The 16,823-nt window shown below is 71.6% G+C and carries 14 protein-coding genes; 9 read left to right on the top strand and 5 right to left on the bottom strand.

What is annotated here, in order from left to right; translation table 11 throughout:
• Positions 1 to 151: 151 nt before the first annotated feature.
• Positions 152 to 1,579 carry a DHA2 family efflux MFS transporter permease subunit gene (locus VFV89_RS02005; protein WP_329704216.1) on the bottom strand — a complete coding sequence of 476 codons (1,428 nt, stop codon included), beginning with the start codon at positions 1,577 to 1,579 and terminating at the stop codon, positions 152 to 154.
• Between the two features lie 70 nt (positions 1,580 to 1,649).
• Here VFV89_RS02005 and VFV89_RS02000 point away from each other — a divergent pair, with 70 nt between their 5' ends.
• Positions 1,650 to 2,243, top strand: coding sequence for a TetR/AcrR family transcriptional regulator (locus VFV89_RS02000; protein ID WP_329704215.1), 594 nt, complete (start codon positions 1,650 to 1,652; stop codon positions 2,241 to 2,243).
• Positions 2,240 to 2,869 (top strand): nucleoside triphosphate pyrophosphatase, encoded by a 630-nt coding sequence (locus tag VFV89_RS01995; RefSeq protein WP_329704214.1) that lies wholly within the window; start codon positions 2,240 to 2,242, stop codon positions 2,867 to 2,869. The genes VFV89_RS02000 and VFV89_RS01995 overlap by 4 nt, the downstream gene beginning before the upstream one ends.
• Here the strand turns inward: VFV89_RS01995 and VFV89_RS01990 are convergent.
• The 3 genes from VFV89_RS01990 to VFV89_RS01980 form a co-directional block, all read right to left on the bottom strand.
• Positions 2,787 to 3,383 (bottom strand): GtrA family protein, encoded by a 597-nt coding sequence (locus VFV89_RS01990; protein WP_329704231.1) that lies wholly within the window; start codon positions 3,381 to 3,383, stop codon positions 2,787 to 2,789. The two genes, VFV89_RS01995 and VFV89_RS01990, sit on opposite strands and share 83 nt — an antisense overlap.
• A 201-nt stretch (positions 3,384 to 3,584) precedes the next feature.
• The gene (locus tag VFV89_RS01985; protein ID WP_329704213.1) at positions 3,585 to 4,790 is read right to left on the bottom strand and encodes an acyl-CoA dehydrogenase family protein; all 1,206 of its coding nucleotides are present in this window, start codon (positions 4,788 to 4,790) and stop codon (positions 3,585 to 3,587) included.
• Between the two features lie 23 nt (positions 4,791 to 4,813).
• The gene (locus tag VFV89_RS01980; RefSeq protein ID WP_329704212.1) at positions 4,814 to 5,626 is read right to left on the bottom strand and encodes an alpha/beta hydrolase; all 813 of its coding nucleotides are present in this window, start codon (positions 5,624 to 5,626) and stop codon (positions 4,814 to 4,816) included.
• An 86-nt stretch (positions 5,627 to 5,712) separates the two neighbouring features.
• Between VFV89_RS01980 and VFV89_RS01975 the strand changes: the two genes are divergently transcribed.
• A complete protein-coding gene (locus tag VFV89_RS01975) occupies positions 5,713 to 6,315 on the top strand; it encodes a PadR family transcriptional regulator (RefSeq protein ID WP_329704211.1) in 603 nt (200 codons plus the stop codon).
• 6 nt (positions 6,316 to 6,321) lie between these two features.
• On the opposite strand, the gene VFV89_RS01970 is transcribed toward VFV89_RS01975, so the two are convergent.
• Positions 6,322 to 7,002: an NADPH-dependent F420 reductase gene (locus VFV89_RS01970; protein ID WP_329704210.1), complete on the bottom strand. Its 681-nt coding sequence runs from the start codon at positions 7,000 to 7,002 to the stop codon at positions 6,322 to 6,324.
• Between the two features lie 112 nt (positions 7,003 to 7,114).
• Here VFV89_RS01970 and VFV89_RS01965 point away from each other — a divergent pair, with 112 nt between their 5' ends.
• From VFV89_RS01965 to VFV89_RS01940, 6 genes are all read left to right on the top strand, one after another.
• Positions 7,115 to 8,878, top strand: coding sequence for an acetyl/propionyl/methylcrotonyl-CoA carboxylase subunit alpha (locus VFV89_RS01965; RefSeq protein ID WP_414690339.1), 1,764 nt, complete (start codon positions 7,115 to 7,117; stop codon positions 8,876 to 8,878).
• A 133-nt stretch (positions 8,879 to 9,011) separates the two neighbouring features.
• A complete protein-coding gene (locus tag VFV89_RS01960) occupies positions 9,012 to 9,491 on the top strand; it encodes a PH domain-containing protein (protein ID WP_329704208.1) in 480 nt (159 codons plus the stop codon).
• Positions 9,492 to 9,516: 25 nt separating this feature from the next.
• The gene (locus tag VFV89_RS01955) at positions 9,517 to 10,986 is read left to right on the top strand and encodes a PH domain-containing protein (RefSeq protein WP_329704207.1); all 1,470 of its coding nucleotides are present in this window, start codon (positions 9,517 to 9,519) and stop codon (positions 10,984 to 10,986) included.
• An 89-nt stretch (positions 10,987 to 11,075) separates the two neighbouring features.
• Positions 11,076 to 13,136: a hypothetical protein gene (locus VFV89_RS01950; protein ID WP_329704206.1), complete on the top strand. Its 2,061-nt coding sequence runs from the start codon at positions 11,076 to 11,078 to the stop codon at positions 13,134 to 13,136.
• 52 nt (positions 13,137 to 13,188) lie between these two features.
• The gene (locus tag VFV89_RS01945) at positions 13,189 to 13,356 is read left to right on the top strand and encodes a hypothetical protein (RefSeq protein WP_329704205.1); all 168 of its coding nucleotides are present in this window, start codon (positions 13,189 to 13,191) and stop codon (positions 13,354 to 13,356) included.
• A gap of 74 nt (positions 13,357 to 13,430) precedes the next feature.
• Positions 13,431 to 16,820 carry a pyruvate carboxylase gene (locus VFV89_RS01940; RefSeq protein WP_329704204.1) on the top strand — a complete coding sequence of 1,130 codons (3,390 nt, stop codon included), beginning with the start codon at positions 13,431 to 13,433 and terminating at the stop codon, positions 16,818 to 16,820.
• Positions 16,821 to 16,823 lie beyond the last annotated feature (3 nt).

The raw sequence follows: 16,823 nt of genomic DNA, 5'->3' as shown, positions 1-16,823 counted from the left end.
GCTCCCCGAATGGTCCCGCCGGGCCATCGCGAGAAACGGTTGCGCATGCGCACGATCTAGACCGGCCCCCTGGCCCGAGAACCGGGGGCCGTCACGGGGGGGAGGACGCGGGTCCGTCGCAGGGGGGCGACGGGCCCGCGTCCTGGGTGGGTCAGTGCTGGGCGCGGCTGCGCCCGGGAGCGAAGAACGCCGCGACGACCGCGACCGCCACCGCCGCGGCACCGGTCAGCAGCGCCGGGCCGATCGCGCCGTCGTACCCGACCGGCGAGATCTCGCCGCCGTTGCCCAGGAAGACCGCGGTCAGCAGGGCGATGCCGAAGGCCACACCGAACTCGCGGACCGTGGAGTTCGACGAGCTCGCGATCGCGAAGTCCTCGTCGGGCAGCCCCTGCAGCACCGCGGTGGCGCTCGGGGCGAAGGTCAGCCCCATCCCGACGCCGGCCATGGCCAGCGGCACCACGAACGAGGTGTACGGCGAGCCGTGCTCGGCCAGCCACGCGAACCAGACCAGCGAGGCGGTCTGCAGGGTCAGCCCGACCACCAGCAGCGCTCGCACGCCGGTCCGGTTGACCAGGATCCCCGCGATCGGGGCGACGACCATCGGAGCCGCCGTCCACGGCAGCGTGCGGATGCCGGCCTCGAGCGGGCTGTAGCCCTCGACGACCTGGAGGTACTGCGAGAGCAGGAAGACCGCGCCGAACATCCCCATCGTGAAGGTCAGGCCGACCACGTTGGCGACCGAGAAGCCGCGTGAGGAGAACAGCCGCAGTGGGAGCACGGCGTAGGAGCGACCGCGGGCCCACCGGAAGTACGCCGGCAGCAGCAGCGCGGCGGTGACCAGCGGGACGAGCACGCCGCGGGAGGTCCAGCCGTCGTCGTTGCCGTGCACGATGCCCCAGATCCCGAGGAACACCGCACCGCCGAGCAGCGCGGTGCCGACCGGGTCGAGCCGCTGCCAGGCGCCCCTCGACTCACGCACCGCGACGAGCAGCAGCGGAAGGGCGACGGCGGCGACCGGGACGTTGAGCCAGAAGATCGCCTGCCAGCTGACCCCCTCGACCACGGCACCGCCGACGACCGGGCCCAGCGCGACCCCGAGACCGGAGACGCCGCCCCAGATGCCGATCGCGGCGGGCCGCAGCCGCTCCGGGACCGACGAGGCGAGGAGGGTGAGGGACAGCGGCATGATCGCCGCCGCTCCGAAGCCCTGGAACGCTCGGGCCGCGATCAGCGCCTCGGAGGAGGTGCTCAGCGCAGAGGCGATCGAGGCGAGGGTGAAGACCACCAGTCCGGCGATCATCACCCGGCGCCGGCCGAGCCGGTCACCGAGCGTCGCCGCGGGCAGCATGAAGGTGGCGAAGGCCAGCGTGTAGGCGTTCATGAACCACGACAGCTGGCTGACGCTCGAGCCGAGGTCCGCCCGGATCACCGGCAGCGCGCTGGTCATCACCAGGTTGTCGAGGGTGGCCATGAACATCGGCAGCGAGGCCGCGACGACGGCCAGCCAGACCGGGACCCGGCGGGACCGCGTCGCGGCCTGCTCCGGTGCGTCGGTCCGGACGTCGAGTGTGGTGGACATCCTGGGTCTCCGATCAAGAAGGCATCGAATGATTACTTGTAGTTGGAGACGTTAGTTATCAACTGATAACATGTCAAGCGTGAACCGGAGCAGTGCGCGGATGGCAGCTCCCGACCGGCGCGAGCTGGTCCTGGCGGCGGCGACGCGGGCCTTCGCCCGCGGCGGCTACGCCGGCACCAGCACCGACGCGGTCGCCAAGGAGGCCGGGGTCTCCCAGCCCTACGTCGTGCGCATCTTCGGCACCAAGCTGACGCTGTTCCTGGAGGTGCTCGAGCGTTCGTGCGAGCGGATCCGGGCGGCGTTCGATGCGGTGCTGCAGGACGGGCCGTTCGACCCTGACAGCGACGACGACTGGGCCCGCCTCGGGCTCGCCTACACCGAGCTGCTGCGCGACCGCGACCTGCTGATGGTGATGATGCACGGCTTCTCGGGCGGCGACATCGACGAGATCGCGCGCTGCAGCCGTCAGGGGATGAGCCGGATCTTCGCCACCGTGCGGTCCACCGGCTGCACCGACGAGGCGGCGCGCGACTTCATCTCGCAGGGCATGCTTCTCAACGTGATGCTCTCGATGCGCGCCACCGAGCACCTCGACGAGGACGCCGACCTCGCCGCGCTGACCACCTGCGCCTTCGGCGACTCCCTCCCCTTCGTGCTCGCGTGACCATCGCCCGGGCCCGGACGCCCCTCGTCCTCGCCTCCCAATCCCCTGCCCGGCTGGCCACGCTGCGCGCCGCCGGCATCGAGCCCGTGGTGGTCGTCTCGGGCGTCGACGAGGACCAGCTCGGCCCGCTGCCGCCGGCGGAGCTGGCACTCCAGCTGGCCGAGCTCAAGAGCGCCGCGGTGGCTTCCCGTGACGACCTCCCGGACGGTGCGCTGGTGCTGGGCTGCGACTCGGTCCTCGAGCTCGACGGCGAGGTGCTCGGCAAGCCCGGCGCCGCCGAGGAGGCGGTCAGACGCTGGCGGTCGATGCGCGGCCGGTCCGGGGTGCTGATGACCGGTCACTGCCTGCACGACACCGGCACCGGCCACGTCGCCTCCGCGACCGCGACGACCACGGTGCACTTCGCGGAGGTGACCGACGAGGAGATCGCGGCGTACGTCGCGACCGAGGAGCCGCTCCACGTCGCCGGCGGGTTCACCGTCGACGGCCTTGGCGGCGCGTTCGTGGCAGGGATCGAGGGTGACCACCACAACGTGGTGGGAGTCAGTCTCCCTCTGGTGCGCGAGCTGGCGGCGGAGCTGGGCCACCGATGGACCGACTTCTGGCCAGCGCCGTCGACTCGCTGACCGGCCCGGCGTGTGTCTTGCGGGCGTCGACCTGCTCGAGGACGCCCGGCTCGTCGTAGATCTCCACGATGCTGATCGGCCGGCGGAACACGAAGGTCCGGAACAGGTAGAACCGCGCGATGAGCCCCAGCACCAGGCCGATCACGTTGGCCGAGACGTTGTCGGAGAACGGGTCGTCGAGGCCGAGCACGTCGCGGCTGATCGCCAGGCAAGCGATCGGGATCAGCATGGTCAGCAGGTTGATCGCAACGAACATCCTGAGCCCACCGTCGGAGTGCACGGGCTGCCGGTCGCGGAACGCCCAGTGCCGGCTGCCGTAGTAGCTGACCGCCATGCCCACCGTGTTGGCGATCACGAAGGCCAGGATCGGCTGGTCGCCGAGGGGTGCGTGGTCGCCGGTGCTGAAGCCGTGGGCGAGGTAGTTGAAGATGATGAGCGCCACGATCGTGGCAGCTCCACCGACGACGAGGAACCGGCCTGCCTCAGCGATGAATCGCTGCGTCCGGTCCGACATGTTCACCGCACGCACCCCTTCGGAGGGGGCGCTGCGCGCGATGAGCGAACGCTTGCGCGGGGACCCCGGAAAGACATGATCACCGATGCTAGACGGCGGCCCCTCGCGAATCGGGCAGGCGTGGCCCCACCATCACACGGACTGGGCCTGTTCCGAGCGAAGAGAGCGCGCCTCGTGATCACGAGGGCAGACAGCCGGTCGTCACTCCACGGGGAGGCCCAGCCCTCTCGCGATGAGCATTCTCTGCACCTCGGACGTCCCCTCGCCGATCTCCAGCACCTTCGCGTCGCGGTAGAAGCGGGCGACGGGGTACTCCTCCATGAACCCGTAGCCGCCGAAGACCTGGGTGGCGATCCGGGTCGCCGTGACCGCGGACTCGGTGGCGTAGAGCTTGGCGACCGCGGCGGCCTGCTTGAAGTCCTTCACCGGCGCTCCCAGCCCGGTCTTCTGGCTGTCCTTCATGGCGGCCGCGCGGTAGACCAGCGCCCGGCTGGCGTGCACCATCACCTCGAGGTCGGCGACCTGGAAGGCCAGCCCCTGCTTGCGCCCGATCGGTACGCCGAACGTCTGCCGCTCACCGGCGTACTGGACGCTCAGGTCGAGGCAGGCCTGGATGCAGCCGACCGCGAGGGCGGCGATCGCGACCCGGCCGTCGTCGAGGGTCGCGAGGAACTGCGCGTAGCCGCGACCCCGGTCGCCGAGGAGGTTGGCCTCGGGAACCCGGCAGTCCTCGAAGGTCAGCGGGTGGGTGTCGGAGGCGCGCCAGCCGAGCTTGTCGTAGGGCTTCTCGGCAGTGAAGCCGGGCGTGCCGCTCGGGACGAGGATGGCGCTGATCTCTGCCTTGCCCTCTCCTTCCGTCGAGCCGAGGGTGCCCGTGCGCGCGGTCACCGCGACCACGCTGGTGATCTCGGAGCCGGAGTTGGTGATGAACTGCTTGGCGCCGTTGACCACCCATTCGCCGTCGACCAGCTCTGCCCTGGTGCGGGTGGCGCCGGCGTCCGAGCCGGCTCCCGGCTCGGTGAGGCCGAAGCCGGCGAGCGCCTGGCCCGCGACGAGGTCGGGGAGCCAGGTCTGCTTCTGCTCGTCGGACCCGTAGCTGAGGATCGGGTTGATCCCGAGGCCGACCGCCGCCTCCAGGGTGATCCCCATGGACTGGTCGACGCGGCCGATCTCCTCGATCGCCACGCAGAGGCTGGTGAAGTCGCCGTCCTCGCCAGCTCCGCCGTACTCCTCCGGCGAGGTGAGCCCGAACAGCCCGAGCTTGCCCATCTTCTGCACGACGTCGACCGGGAAGTGGTGGTCACGGTCCCACTGGGCGGCGTGCGGCGCGATCTCGGCCTCGGCGAACTCACGGACGCTCTGCCGGAACTCCTCGTGCTCGCGGCTGAGCTCGAAGCTGCTGCTCATGGGGCGCAGGCTACCCCGTTCGGTTAACGATCGCTAACCAGTCGCCGAGCTGGGCCCGCCGAGAACTCGCGGACTGTCTCAGCCATCGAGCCCGGGACCTCGAGCATCGGGAAGTGGCTGCTCGCCGCGATCCTCTCCACCTGGAACCAGCCGAGCCGGGCGGCGGCCTCCTGCTGAGCCGTGAGGTATCCGTCATCGGCCGGCTGGGCGTAGAGGTGCAGGGTCGGGCACGGCTCAGCGAGCCGCCCCAGGGCGGCCAGGGGGCTGGCCTCGCGAACGAAGGCAGCGGCGATCTCGCGGCCCGCCCGTGACCAGTGCGCGAAGTCGTACCGACCCATGGCCCCCACGTAGTCGTGCACCGACTGGCTGGCGACTCCCGCGGTCCACATCTCGAAGAGCCCCGCGCGGACGCTCTGCCACGCCTCGGCGTCCTGCAGGCCTTCCAGTGCCTCGGTGAAGCCGGGCGGCGTTCCGAGCACCATCCAGTCCAGCAGCACGATCCCGGGCACCCGTGTCGCGCCGAGTCTGCGACGCATCTCGATGGCCATCCAGCCGGCGTGGGAGAGCGCGACGGGGACCACGGTCTCGAGACCGAGCTCGTCGACGAGTGCCAGCAGGTCGTCGACCTGGCGCGCGGTGTCGAAGTCCTCCGACAGGTGCGAGAGCGCACCCTGTCCCCGGAGCTCCGCCACCACGACCCGGTGATCCGCAGCCAGCTCCGCAGCGAGCGGGCCGAACACCGACCGATCTCCGCACCACCCGGGCACCAGCAGCAGGGAAGGCGCACCGGCCCCCAGGTCGTCGTAGGGCGCGGCAACGGTTTGCAGCGTGGTCATCGAGGTTCCTCTCGTCACAGATACTGCCCTGTGCAGTATACGAGAAGAGTGTAGATACTGCCCAGGGCAGTATGTCAAGATGCGTCATGGCCCGCCGAAGCACGACGTCGTACGCACTCCTGGGTCTTCTCGCGCTGCGCCCATGGACGACCTACGAGCTCGCCAAGCAGGCGCAGCGCAGCCTGAACTGGTTCTGGCCTCGCGCCGAGCGGAAGCTCTACGACGAGCCGAAGCACCTCGTCGACGCAGGTCTCGCCACGGCACGGTCTGAGTCGACCGGCAAGCGTCCGCGTACCGTCTACACGATCACCCGCTCAGGCCGACACGAGCTCGCGAGGTGGCTGGACGAGCCCGCCGTGCCGCGGGCAGGCGAGTTCGAGGCGATGGTCAAAGTGTTCTTCGCCGACGCCGGCGACCTCGGCCAGCTCGACGCCACTCTCGCGCGGATCGAGACAGAGGCCCGCGAGCGGATTCAGGCGCTGAGCGAGATGGCAGGGCAGCCGCCGCTGTTCCACGGGCGCGAGCACCTGAGCGCTCTCACGCTCCCACTGCAGGTCCAGCAGGAAGCCACCGTGCTCGAGTGGGCAGGCTGGGCGAGGGACCAGATCCGGCAGTGGCGATCCACGACCGACCCCGGCGGCTGGGACGCCCGGTCGGTCCTCGACAGGCTCGCCGACACCGGGCGTTGACCCGGGTCAAGCGGAGAGCGACGGCCCCCGCACCACCTTGATGTTGAAGTCGTTGCCGCCCAGCGCGAGGTTGATCCGGATCCAGAGCGGCAGCCACATCTCCGGGCCACGGGCCGTCTCGATGCCGCCGAGGTCGATGACGTCGCCGTGGCCGAGCTGGCGCAGCAGCTCGGTCACGGTCGCCTTGGCCCCGGCGTCCTCGCCGGAGACGAACACCGTGGTGTCCTCCCCCAGCCGCTGCGGGTCCACCATCAGCGCGTTGTTCATGGTGTTGAGGCTCTTCACCACCCGGGCGTCGGGGTAGGCCCGCTGGATCATCTCGGCCAGCGAGTCGTCGTCCTTGACGAACAGGATGGGCGGGAAGCCGTGCGAGCCGTCGAGCGGGTTCGAGATGTCGAGCAGCACCTTGCCGGCCAGGTTCTGGTCGCCGGCCGCCTCGAGGATGCCGAGCGCGACGTCACCGCCCGAGGCGTTGACCACGAGCTCGGCGGACGCAGCGGCCTCGGCGAAGGTCGCCAGGCGGACGTCGGGGTGCTCCGCGGCCCAGGACGCGAAGTCGTCGCGGGCGGCGGTGCTGTCCGGGTCGCGAGTGCCGATCGTGACGGAGTGACCGAGCCTGGAGAATGCCCCGGAGACTGCGCGGCCTACCGGCCCGGTGCCGAGGACGGCGATCTGTGTCGGTTCCACGTCTGTGACCGTAGAACTTCAGGTGCGCTGGAGGTCAAGGTCAGGCGTGGCAGTCACCGGCCGGGCGGAGCAGACGTGGCGATAGCCTCCTCTGGTGCCTGAGACCAGCCCGTTGCAGAAGGTGCTCATCGCCAACCGCGGTGAGATCGCGGTCCGGGTCATCCGCGCGTGCAAGGACGCCGGCCTCGGCAGCGTGGCCGTCTACGCCGACCCCGACCGCGACGCGTTGTTCGTGCGGCTCGCCGACGAGGCGCACTCGCTGGGTGGCTCCACACCGGCGGAGTCCTACCTCGACATCGAGAAGATCATCGCGGTGGCCGAGAGGTCGGGCGCCGACTCGGTGCACCCGGGCTACGGCTTCCTGGCCGAGAACGCCCACTTCGCCCAGGCGGTGATCGACGCCGGGCTGACCTGGATCGGCCCGCCGCCCGCCGCGATCGAGGCCCTGGGCGACAAGGCCAGGGCCAAGCACATCGCGGAGCAGGCGAACGCCCCGCTGGCGCCGGGCACCAAGGACCCGCTGGCCGACGCCGACGAGGCGGTGCGGTTCGCCGAGGAGAACGGCCTCCCCATCGCGATCAAGGCGGTCTACGGCGGCGGCGGCCGCGGCCTGAAGGTCGCCCGCACGCTCGAGGAGATCCCGGACGCCTTCGAGTCGGCGGTCCGCGAGGCGGTCAGCGCCTTCGGGCGCGGCGAGTGCCTGGTGGAGAAGTTCCTGGACAAGCCGCGCCACGTCGAGACCCAGTGCCTGGCAGACCAGCACGGCAACGTGGTCGTGGTCTCCACCCGGGACTGCTCGCTGCAGCGCCGCAACCAGAAGCTCGTCGAGGAGGCCCCGGCGCCGTTCCTGACCGAGGAGCAGCGCAAGAGCCTCTACGAGTCGTCCAAGGCGATCCTCCGCGAGGCCGGCTACCACGGCGCCGGCACCTGCGAGTTCCTGGTCGCCCACGACGGCACCATCTCCTTCCTCGAGGTCAACACCCGCCTCCAGGTCGAGCACTGCGTCTCCGAGGAGGTGACCGGCATCGACCTGGTCCGCGAGATGTTCCGGATCGCCGCCGGCGAGGAGCTCGGCTACGACGACCCGGAGATCCGCGGCCACTCCATCGAGTACCGCATCAACGCCGAGGACGGTGGTCGTGGCTTCATGCCCGCGCCCGGCACCCTGACGGCCTGGCGGCCGCCGTCCGGCCCCGGCGTCCGTCTCGATGCGGGCTATGAGAACGGCGAGACCGTGCCGGGGTCCTTCGACTCCCTCATCGCCAAGCTGATCGTCACCGGCCGCGACCGCACCCAGGCCCTCGAGCGGTCGCGCCGCGCCCTCGACGAGTTCGTCGTCGATGGCATGCCGACGGTCATCCCGTTCCACCGCGCCGTGGTGCGCGACCCGGCGTACGTCGGGCCGTCCAACCCGTCCGGCGAGGGCTCCTTCGAGGTCTACACCCAGTGGATCGAGACCGACTTCGACAACCGGATCGAGCCCTACGCCGGCGATGCGGTCGAGTCCGACGAGCCCGCCGAGCGGCACACGGTCGTGGTCGAGGTCGGCGGCAAGCGGCTCGAGGTCGTCCTCCCGGGCGGCCTGGGCGCGGTCTCGGGCGGCGCCGGCGCGGCCAGGAAGCCCAAGCGAGCGGCTGGCAGGAGGTCCGGTTCGGCCGCCGGCGGCGACGCGGTCACCTCGCCCATGCAGGGCACGGTCGTCAAGGTCGTGGTCGAGGAGGGCCAGCAGGTCGCCGAGGGCGACACGGTGGTCGTCATCGAGGCGATGAAGATGGAACAGCCGATCAAGGCGCACAAGGCCGGCACGGTCACCGGGCTGCAGGCCGAGGTCGGCGCCACCGTCACCAACGGCGCCGTGATCTGTGAGGTCGTGTGATGGCAGTGGTTGCGTCGCGACCCGGGCTGCGGTGGTTTCGACGCGCTGCCACGGCTTCGCAAGCTCAGCCGTGTCGCTTGCTCAACCTCCCTGTGCCCACGCAGCGAGCTCGTTCCTCGCTCGCTGCTGCACAGTGACCCTGCGCGAGCCGAGCCAGCGGGTCAGCCCGCGCGCCCGGCTGATGTGGACAGTGGAGACCCTGGTCCAAGCCGTGGTGCTCACCGTGGTCCCCGTCGTCCTGGTCGGCCCGATGGACCTGTTCGACGTGCCGTGGTGGGCGTGGCCGCTCTGGGCGCTGGTCCTGCTGTCCTACGTCGCGGTGGTCCCGAGCTGGCGCTACCTCGTGCACCGCTGGGAGGTCACCGACACGGCGGTCTACACCCAGACCGGCTGGTGGACCCGCGAGCGCCGGATCGCGCCGATGTCGCGGATCCAGACCGTCGACCACGTCGAGGGAGCCATCGCCCGCCTGTTCGGGCTGGCGACCGTCACCGTCACGACGGCGTCCGCGGCCGGTGCGCTGGAGATCTCCGGGCTGGACAAGGAGGTCGCCCGCCGGCTGGTCGACGACCTCACCGTCAAGGCGGACGCCGTGGAGGGTGATGCCACGTGACTTGGGCCGACCTGACGGGGCGCGCGTGACCGAGCTGGCGCGGGACGCCGAGTGGCAGCGGCTCGACTCGCGGATGCTGCTCGTCCACCCCATCCGGGAGCTGATCCGCTTCCTGCCCGCCATCATCGTGATCGCCCTGGGCAGCGCGGCCTCGGGCGGCGAGAAGTGGCAGCTGATCGGTGTGGGCATCCCGGTCGCACTCGGCGTGATGCGCTACCTGACCACCAGCTTCCGGATCAACGGTGGCCGGATCGAGCTCAAGCGCGGCCTGCTCAACCGGCACGTGCTCTCCACGCCGGTCGACCGGGTCCGGACCGTCGACCTCACCTCCTCGCCGATCCACCGCGTGCTGGGGCTGACCAAGGTCCGGATCGGGACCGGCACCGCGTCGACGAGCGACGAGGACCGCATCGACCTCGACGGTCTGCCCCTCGACCGCGCCCGCCGGCTCCGCACCGAGCTGCTGCAGCGGTCGAGCGCCGACGACGCGGTCGCGCCGGCCGCCGCTGCTCCGGACACACCGGTGCTCACCTTCGACCCGGCCTGGCTCCGGTTCGCGCCCCTGACCGGGACCGGGGTCGTGATCGGAGCTGCGGCCCTCGGGGCGGGCAGCCAGCTGCTCCAGACGGTCGGCTTCTGGGAGTGGTTCGACTGGGACAGTCTCGACGCACCCGGCCTGTCCCTCGCCGTTCTCATCCCTCTCCTGGTGCTGGCCCTGCTCGTGGTGGTGTCGGCGCTCGCGATCGTCGGGTACGCCGTGACCAACTGGGGCTTCCGGCTCACCCGGGACCGCGTGGCCTCCACCTGGCACCTGACCCGGGGCCTGATCACCACGCGGGAGACCACGATCGACGACGACCGGCTCGCCGGCGCCAACGTCTCCGAGCCGCTCGGCCTGCGGCTCGCCGGCGGCGCCCGGCTCTCCGCGATCGTCACCGGCCTCGGGCGCGGGCAGCAGGGCAGCTCGGTGCTGGTCCCGCCGGCGCCGCGTGCCGTCGTCGAGGAGGTGGCCGGCGAGATCCTCGACTCGCCGGAGCCCCTCTCGGCGCCACTCACCCGGCACGGACCACGCGCCACCCGCCGCCGCTGGACCCGCGCGCTCGTCCCGGCGTGCGTACTCGCCGCTGCCGTGGCGAGCCCGGTGGCGCTCAACGGCCCGCGCTGGCTGCTGGTCGGGGTCCTCGCCGTCCCCGTCGCCGCGCTGCTCGCCCGGGACCGGGTCCGCTCGCTGGGCCACACGCTCGTGGCCGGCTACCTCGTGGCCCGCTCCGGTTCGCTGGTCCGCCGGCGCCGGATCCTCGAGATCGACCACGTCATCGGCTGGAACCTCCGCGCGACCTGGTTCCAGCGCCGGGCCGGCCTCACGACGCTGGTGGCGACGACCGCCGGCGGCAACCAGGCCGTCGAGGTCCTCGACGTACCCGACGACGAGGCCATTCGGGTCGCCCACGCCGCGCTGCCGGAGCTGGTCGCCCAGTTCTCGGCATCGGGGTGAACCCGGACGACCATTTCAGGGGAGGCCACCTTGTCGCCCCAACCCCGGCGGAGTTGAGTCACAACGACGCAACTCAGAGGGGGTCCGCCATGTGGCCACGGAAGATCACGGGAGCCGGAACGGCACTGCTGCTGGCGGTCGGGGTGATGGCGGGGACGGGGGCCGCAGCGACCGCGGCCCAGCGAGGGGCGGGCGGCCCGGAGAACGGGCGGATCTTCTTCTCGGTCGGGTTCCTCCTGCCGAACCCGGAAACCCTGGGGGCCACCGGACAGGTGTACTCGATGCGCGCCGACGGGTCCGGCCTGCGGCAGCTGACGCACGTCGCCGAGGGGTCGGCGGCCGGCGCGCCGAGCGTCTCGCCCGACGGCCGGACCGTCGCGTACGTGAACAACGAGTCCGGCGACTTCGCGGTCTGGCTCATGGACGCCGACGGCTCCCACCAGCGCGAGCTGCTCACCAGCCCCGGCACCGACTACTTCACGCCGAGCTGGGCGCCCGACGGGTCCAGGCTCCTGCTGACCAGCTGTGACAACACCATCCCGGGCGAGCCCGACTGTCCGCTGGTCACCGTCCGCACCAACGGCTCCGGGCTGACCACTGTGGTGTCCAACCACCGGGTGAACTACTCGGCGAGCTACTCCCCCGACGGACGCAGGATCCAGTTCAGCAGCGACCAGGCCGGGCTCCTCGGCGCGATCTGGATCGCGCGCGCTGACGGCTCGCACCAGCAACGGCTGACCGACCCGGATCTGGAGGCCACCCTCGGCGCCTGGTCGCCCGACGGCCAACGGCTGGTCTTCGCCGACAACTGCTGCCGGCCCAACAGCAACGTCCACACGATCGGCGCCGACGGCACGCACCAGCGGCAGCTGACGCACGTGCGGTTCGGGGACGGCGACGCCGGCTTCCCGGCGTACTCGCCCGACGGCCGGTTCATCGTCTTCTCAAGGGGCAGCGACGCCGACGGCTTGCAGCTCTCGGTGATGCGGTCCGACGGCTCGCAACAACACGTGGTGGAGTCGAGCGTGGAAGGCGCGGTGCAGAGCAGTTGGGGAGCCCTGCCCGGCTCCGCCCGGGCCGCCCGAGGATCGCACCTGCCCCGAGTCGGGTCCGCCTCCGGACCGGCCCGGACGGGATACGCACCGGCGCGGGCAACCTCACCCGTGGCCGCCCCGGACGGCCGGATAGCCGTGACCGACACCGACAGTGGCGTCGTCGACACCGTGAACCCGGACGGCACCGCCCTGGTCCAGGTGACCAGCCCGGAGGACGGCTTCGCCATCCAGGCGACGTGGACGCCCGACGGCTCACACCTGGTCGTCGCCGCCTTCGGTCCAGATGACGAGCTGCGGCTGTACGAGGTCGCCGCCGACGGCTCGGACTGGCACCTGCTCGTGCCGGAGGACCCCGGCTTCGCGGACTTCGGCCCCAGGGTCTCGCCGGACGGACACTCGGTGTACTTCGTCCGCTGCCGGCCCGATCCCCCCGGCGGCTGCGCCATCGCTGCGGCGCGGATGGACGGCACCCAGCGACACCAGGTCACGGACTTCTCGCCGCAGCGGGTGGACGCGAGTGAGTTCTTCTTCGCGATCTCCCCCGACGGCTCGCGGCTCGCCTACGGCGAGGAGGGGCTGGGTGGCATCGCCGACCAGGTCTACGTCAGCGACGTCGACGGGCGGCACGCACGGCCCTTGAGCGATCCCGAGCTCGAGGCCATGCCCAGCGACTGGACCGCGGACGGCAGGTCCGTGCTGGTGACCAGCGCCTGGCGGCACGTCGGCAGCGAGATCTTCGCCGTCTCGGCGAAGAGTGGCAGCGCGAAGCGGGTCGTGGGCACGACGTACCCGCAGTCGGTGTTCTTCCCCGACCAGTCGCCGAGCGGACGATCGATGACGTTCGTCACCGACGGTGAGCTCACCCGCCAGCAGTCGTTGCTGTACGTCGCGTCATCCGACGGGTCGGGACAGCAGCTCATCGACATCGGCAGCAACCAGGCCAACTACCCCCAGTGGGGAACGGCGGCACTTCTCCCCGCCTCTGCGGCCACGCCCGACGCGGAGCGGGCGCCCGCGCTGACGCCGAGCGGGATCCAGCAGCTGCGCGACGAACTGCCCGACGGGCTGGGAGACCTGCTGATCCCTGAAAACTGACGGATTCGGCGATTCTGCTGCGAACGCCCGCCCGGCTCCCTAGCCTGACCTCATGGTCGAGCTAGTCAGCTGGGTGGCCGTCGCCGTCATCGGGCTCTTCGCCCTCGTCGGCTTCCTCGGCGTCGTCGCCACCACCCTGCTCAGCGCAGTGCGCGTGCTGCGCGGCCAGACCGCGGTAGAGCCCGCCGAGGCGCGCGAGCGCATCGCCTCCGCCGCCTGACCGCGCTCCAGCCGGGGCCGTCCACGGATCGTCGGACGGCTGGTTCGACGCGGAGGCACTTGTAGCGTCGCAGCATGTTCTCCAAGGTCCTCGTGGCCAACCGCGGCGAGATCGCGATCCGGGGGTTCCGGGCCGCCTACGAGCTCGGCGCGCGCACGGTGGCGGTGTTCCCGCACGAGGACCGGTGGTCGGAGCACCGGCTCAAGGCGGACGAGGCCTACGAGATCGGTGAGCGCGGGCACCCGGTGCGGGCCTACCTCGACCCGGACGCGATCGTGGCCGTGGCGGTGCGGTCCGGAGCGGACGCGGTCTACCCCGGCTACGGCTTCCTGAGCGAGAACCCGGCCCTCGCCGAGGCGTGCGCGAACGCCGGCATCACCTTCGTCGGGCCCACCAGCGAGGTGCTGACGCTGACGGGCAACAAGGCGCGGGCAGTCGCCGCAGCCAGGAAGGCGGGCGTGCCGACCCTGCAGAGCGTGGCGCCGAGCACCGACCCCGACGAGCTGGCCCGAGCCGCCGAGGCGATCCCCTACCCGGTGTTCGTCAAGGCGGTCGCGGGTGGCGGCGGGCGCGGGATGCGGAGGGTCGATGACCCCGCGGACCTCCGCGATGCGATCGAGACCTGCATGCGCGAGGCGGAGGGAGCCTTCGGCGACCCGGCCGTCTTCATCGAGCAGGCCGTGGTCGACCCCCGCCACATCGAGGTGCAGGTCCTCGCGGACGGCGAGGGGGACGTGATCCACCTCTACGAGCGTGACTGCTCGGTCCAGCGTCGCCACCAGAAGGTGGTCGAGATCGCGCCCGCGCCCCACCTCGCCCCGGAGCTGAGGGACCGGATCTGCGCCGACGCGGTGCGGTTCGCCAGAGAGATCGGCTACCGGAACGCGGGCACGGTCGAGTTCCTGCTGGCGCCGGACGGCAGCTACGTCTTCATCGAGATGAACCCGCGGATCCAGGTCGAGCACACGGTCACCGAGGAGGTCACCGACGTCGACCTCGTCCAGTCCCAGCTGCGGATCGCGTCCGGCGAGACCCTCGCCGACCTGGGGCTCACCCAGGAGGGCATCCAGGTGCGCGGGGCCGCCCTCCAGTGCCGGATCACCACCGAGGACCCAGCCAACAACTTCCGTCCCGACACCGGCGTGATCACGACCTACCGCTCCCCCGGCGGCGGCGGGGTCCGGCTCGACGGCGGTACGACCTACACCGGCGCGGAGATCTCGGCCCACTTCGACTCGATGCTCTCCAAGCTCACCTGCCGTGGCCGCACCTTCGAGCTGGCCGTGCAGCGGGCCCGCCGGGCGGTGGCCGAGTTCCGGATCCGCGGCGTCACCACCAACATCGCCTTCCTCCAGGCGGTGCTCGACGACCCCGACTTCAGGGCCGGCCGGATCACCACCAGCTTCATCGAGACCCACCCGCACCTGCTCAAGGCACGGGCCAGCGGCGACCGCGGCACCAAGCTGATGACCTACCTGGCCGACGTGACCGTGAACCAGCCGCACGGCGGGCCCCCGGTGACCGTCGACCCCGTCACCAAGCTCCCCGACGTCGACCTCGACGTCCCCGCGCCCGACGGCACCCGCCAGCTGCTCCTCGAGCTCGGCCCCGAGCGGTTCGCGCAACGGCTGCGCGACCAGGACGACGTCGCGGTCACCGACACCACCTTCCGCGACGCCCACCAGTCGCTGCTCGCCACCCGGGTGCGCAGCACCGACCTGCTGGCCGTGGCGCCGTACGTCGCCCGGAGCACCTCGCAGCTGTGGTCCATCGAGTGCTGGGGCGGGGCGACCTACGACGTGGCGCTGCGCTTCCTCTCCGAGGACCCGTGGGAGCGGCTGGCCGGACTGCGGCAGGCGGTCCCGAACGTGTGCCTGCAGATGCTGCTGCGCGGCCGCAACACCGTCGGCTACACGCCCTACCCCACGGAGGTCACCTCGGCCTTCGTGAAGGAGGCGGCCGCGACCGGGCTGGACGTGTTCCGCATCTTCGACGCGCTCAACGACGTCGAGCAGATGCGCCCGGCGATCGAGGCGGTCCGCGAGACCGGGACCACCGTCGCCGAGGTGGCGCTCTGCTACACCGGCGACCTGTCCAGCCCGGGCGAGCAGCTCTACACGCTCGACTACTACCTGCGGCTGGCCGAGCAGATCGTGGCCGCCGGTGCGCACGTGCTGGCGATCAAGGACATGGCCGGCCTGCTCCGCGCCCCGGCGGCCCGCACCCTGGTCACCGCACTGCGCGAGCGGTTCGACGTGCCCGTGCACCTGCACACCCACGACACGCCCGGCGGCCAGCTCGGCACGCTCCTGGCGGCGATCGACGCGGGCGTCGACGCTGTGGACGCCGCCGCGGCGAGCATGGCCGGCACGACCTCGCAGCCGCCCCTGTCGGCGCTGGTGTCGGCGACCGACCACTCGGCGCGCGAGACCGGTCTCTCGCTCGCGGCCGTCAACGCGCTGGAGCCCTACTGGGAGGCGGTCCGTCGCGTCTACGCGCCGTTCGAGTCCGGCCTCCCCTCGCCCACCGGACGCGTCTACCGCCACGAGATCCCCGGCGGGCAGCTCTCCAACCTGCGTCAGCAGGCGATCGCGCTGGGGCTCGGCGAGAAGTTCGAGCAGATCGAGGAGACCTATGCCGCCGCCAACGACATCCTCGGCGACATCCCGAAGGTCACGCCGTCCTCGAAGGTGATCGGCGACCTCGCGCTGCACCTGGTCGCGGTCGGTGCCGATCCGGCCGAGTTCGCCGACGACCCGGGGCGGTTCGACATCCCGGACTCGGTCATCGGGTTCCTCAGCGGCGAGCTCGGCGACCCGCCCGGCGGCTGGCCGGAGCCGTTCCGCACCAAGGCGCTGGCCGGCCGGAGCTGGAAGCCAACGGCCGGTGGCCTGACCACGGAGCAGTCCGAGGCCCTCGCCACGGGCAGCTCAGCGGTGCGCCGGGAGACCCTCAACGAGCTGCTCTTCCCCGGCCCGAACCGCGACTTCCTCGAGGCTCGGGAGACCTACGGCGACGTGTCGGTGCTGCCGACCATCGACTACCTCTACGGCGTGCGCCGCGGCGAGGAGCACGGGGTGACCCTCGAGGAGGGCAAGACGATCATCTTCGGGCTCCAGGCGATCGGCGAGCCCGACGAGCGCGGCTACCGCACGGTGATGGCCACGATCAACGGCCAGCTGCGGCCGGTCTCGGTGCGTGACCGCTCGGTGGCCGCGGCCGTCGCCGCCGCCGAGAAGGCCGACCCGGCCCGGCCCGGACACGTCGCTGCGCCGTTCCAGGGGGTCGTCACCACGGCCGTCGCGGAGGGCGACAAGGTCGCCGCCGGCGACGTGGTCGCCACCATCGAGGCGATGAAGATGGAAGCGTCGATCACCGCTCCGGTCGAAGGGACGGTCGAGCGAGTCGCGCTGTCGGGCACGCAGGCCGTCGAGGGCGGCGACCTGGTACTGGTCCTCGCGTAGCGC

The sequence above is a fragment of the Nocardioides sp. genome, assembly GCF_036274455.1.
In the GTDB taxonomy this organism is placed as follows: domain Bacteria; phylum Actinomycetota; class Actinomycetes; order Propionibacteriales; family Nocardioidaceae; genus Nocardioides.
The sequence above is the reverse complement of the archived record's forward strand: the minus strand, read 5'-3'. Positions and strand labels throughout refer to the sequence as shown.

Coding starts and splice junctions, on each gene's coding strand:
- VFV89_RS02005 (WP_329704216.1), bottom strand. CDS start 1,579: ATGTCCACCACACTCGACGTCCGGACCGACGCACCGGAGCAGGCCGCG.
- VFV89_RS01940 (WP_329704204.1), top strand. CDS start 13,431: ATGTTCTCCAAGGTCCTCGTGGCCAACCGCGGCGAGATCGCGATCCGG.
- VFV89_RS01990 (WP_329704231.1), bottom strand. CDS start 3,383: ATGTCGGACCGGACGCAGCGATTCATCGCTGAGGCAGGCCGGTTCCTC.
- VFV89_RS01945 (WP_329704205.1), top strand. CDS start 13,189: ATGGTCGAGCTAGTCAGCTGGGTGGCCGTCGCCGTCATCGGGCTCTTC.
- VFV89_RS01980 (WP_329704212.1), bottom strand. CDS start 5,626: ATGACCACGCTGCAAACCGTTGCCGCGCCCTACGACGACCTGGGGGCC.
- VFV89_RS01975 (WP_329704211.1), top strand. CDS start 5,713: ATGGCCCGCCGAAGCACGACGTCGTACGCACTCCTGGGTCTTCTCGCG.
- VFV89_RS02000 (WP_329704215.1), top strand. CDS start 1,650: ATGTCAAGCGTGAACCGGAGCAGTGCGCGGATGGCAGCTCCCGACCGG.
- VFV89_RS01950 (WP_329704206.1), top strand. CDS start 11,076: ATGTGGCCACGGAAGATCACGGGAGCCGGAACGGCACTGCTGCTGGCG.
- VFV89_RS01985 (WP_329704213.1), bottom strand. CDS start 4,790: ATGAGCAGCAGCTTCGAGCTCAGCCGCGAGCACGAGGAGTTCCGGCAG.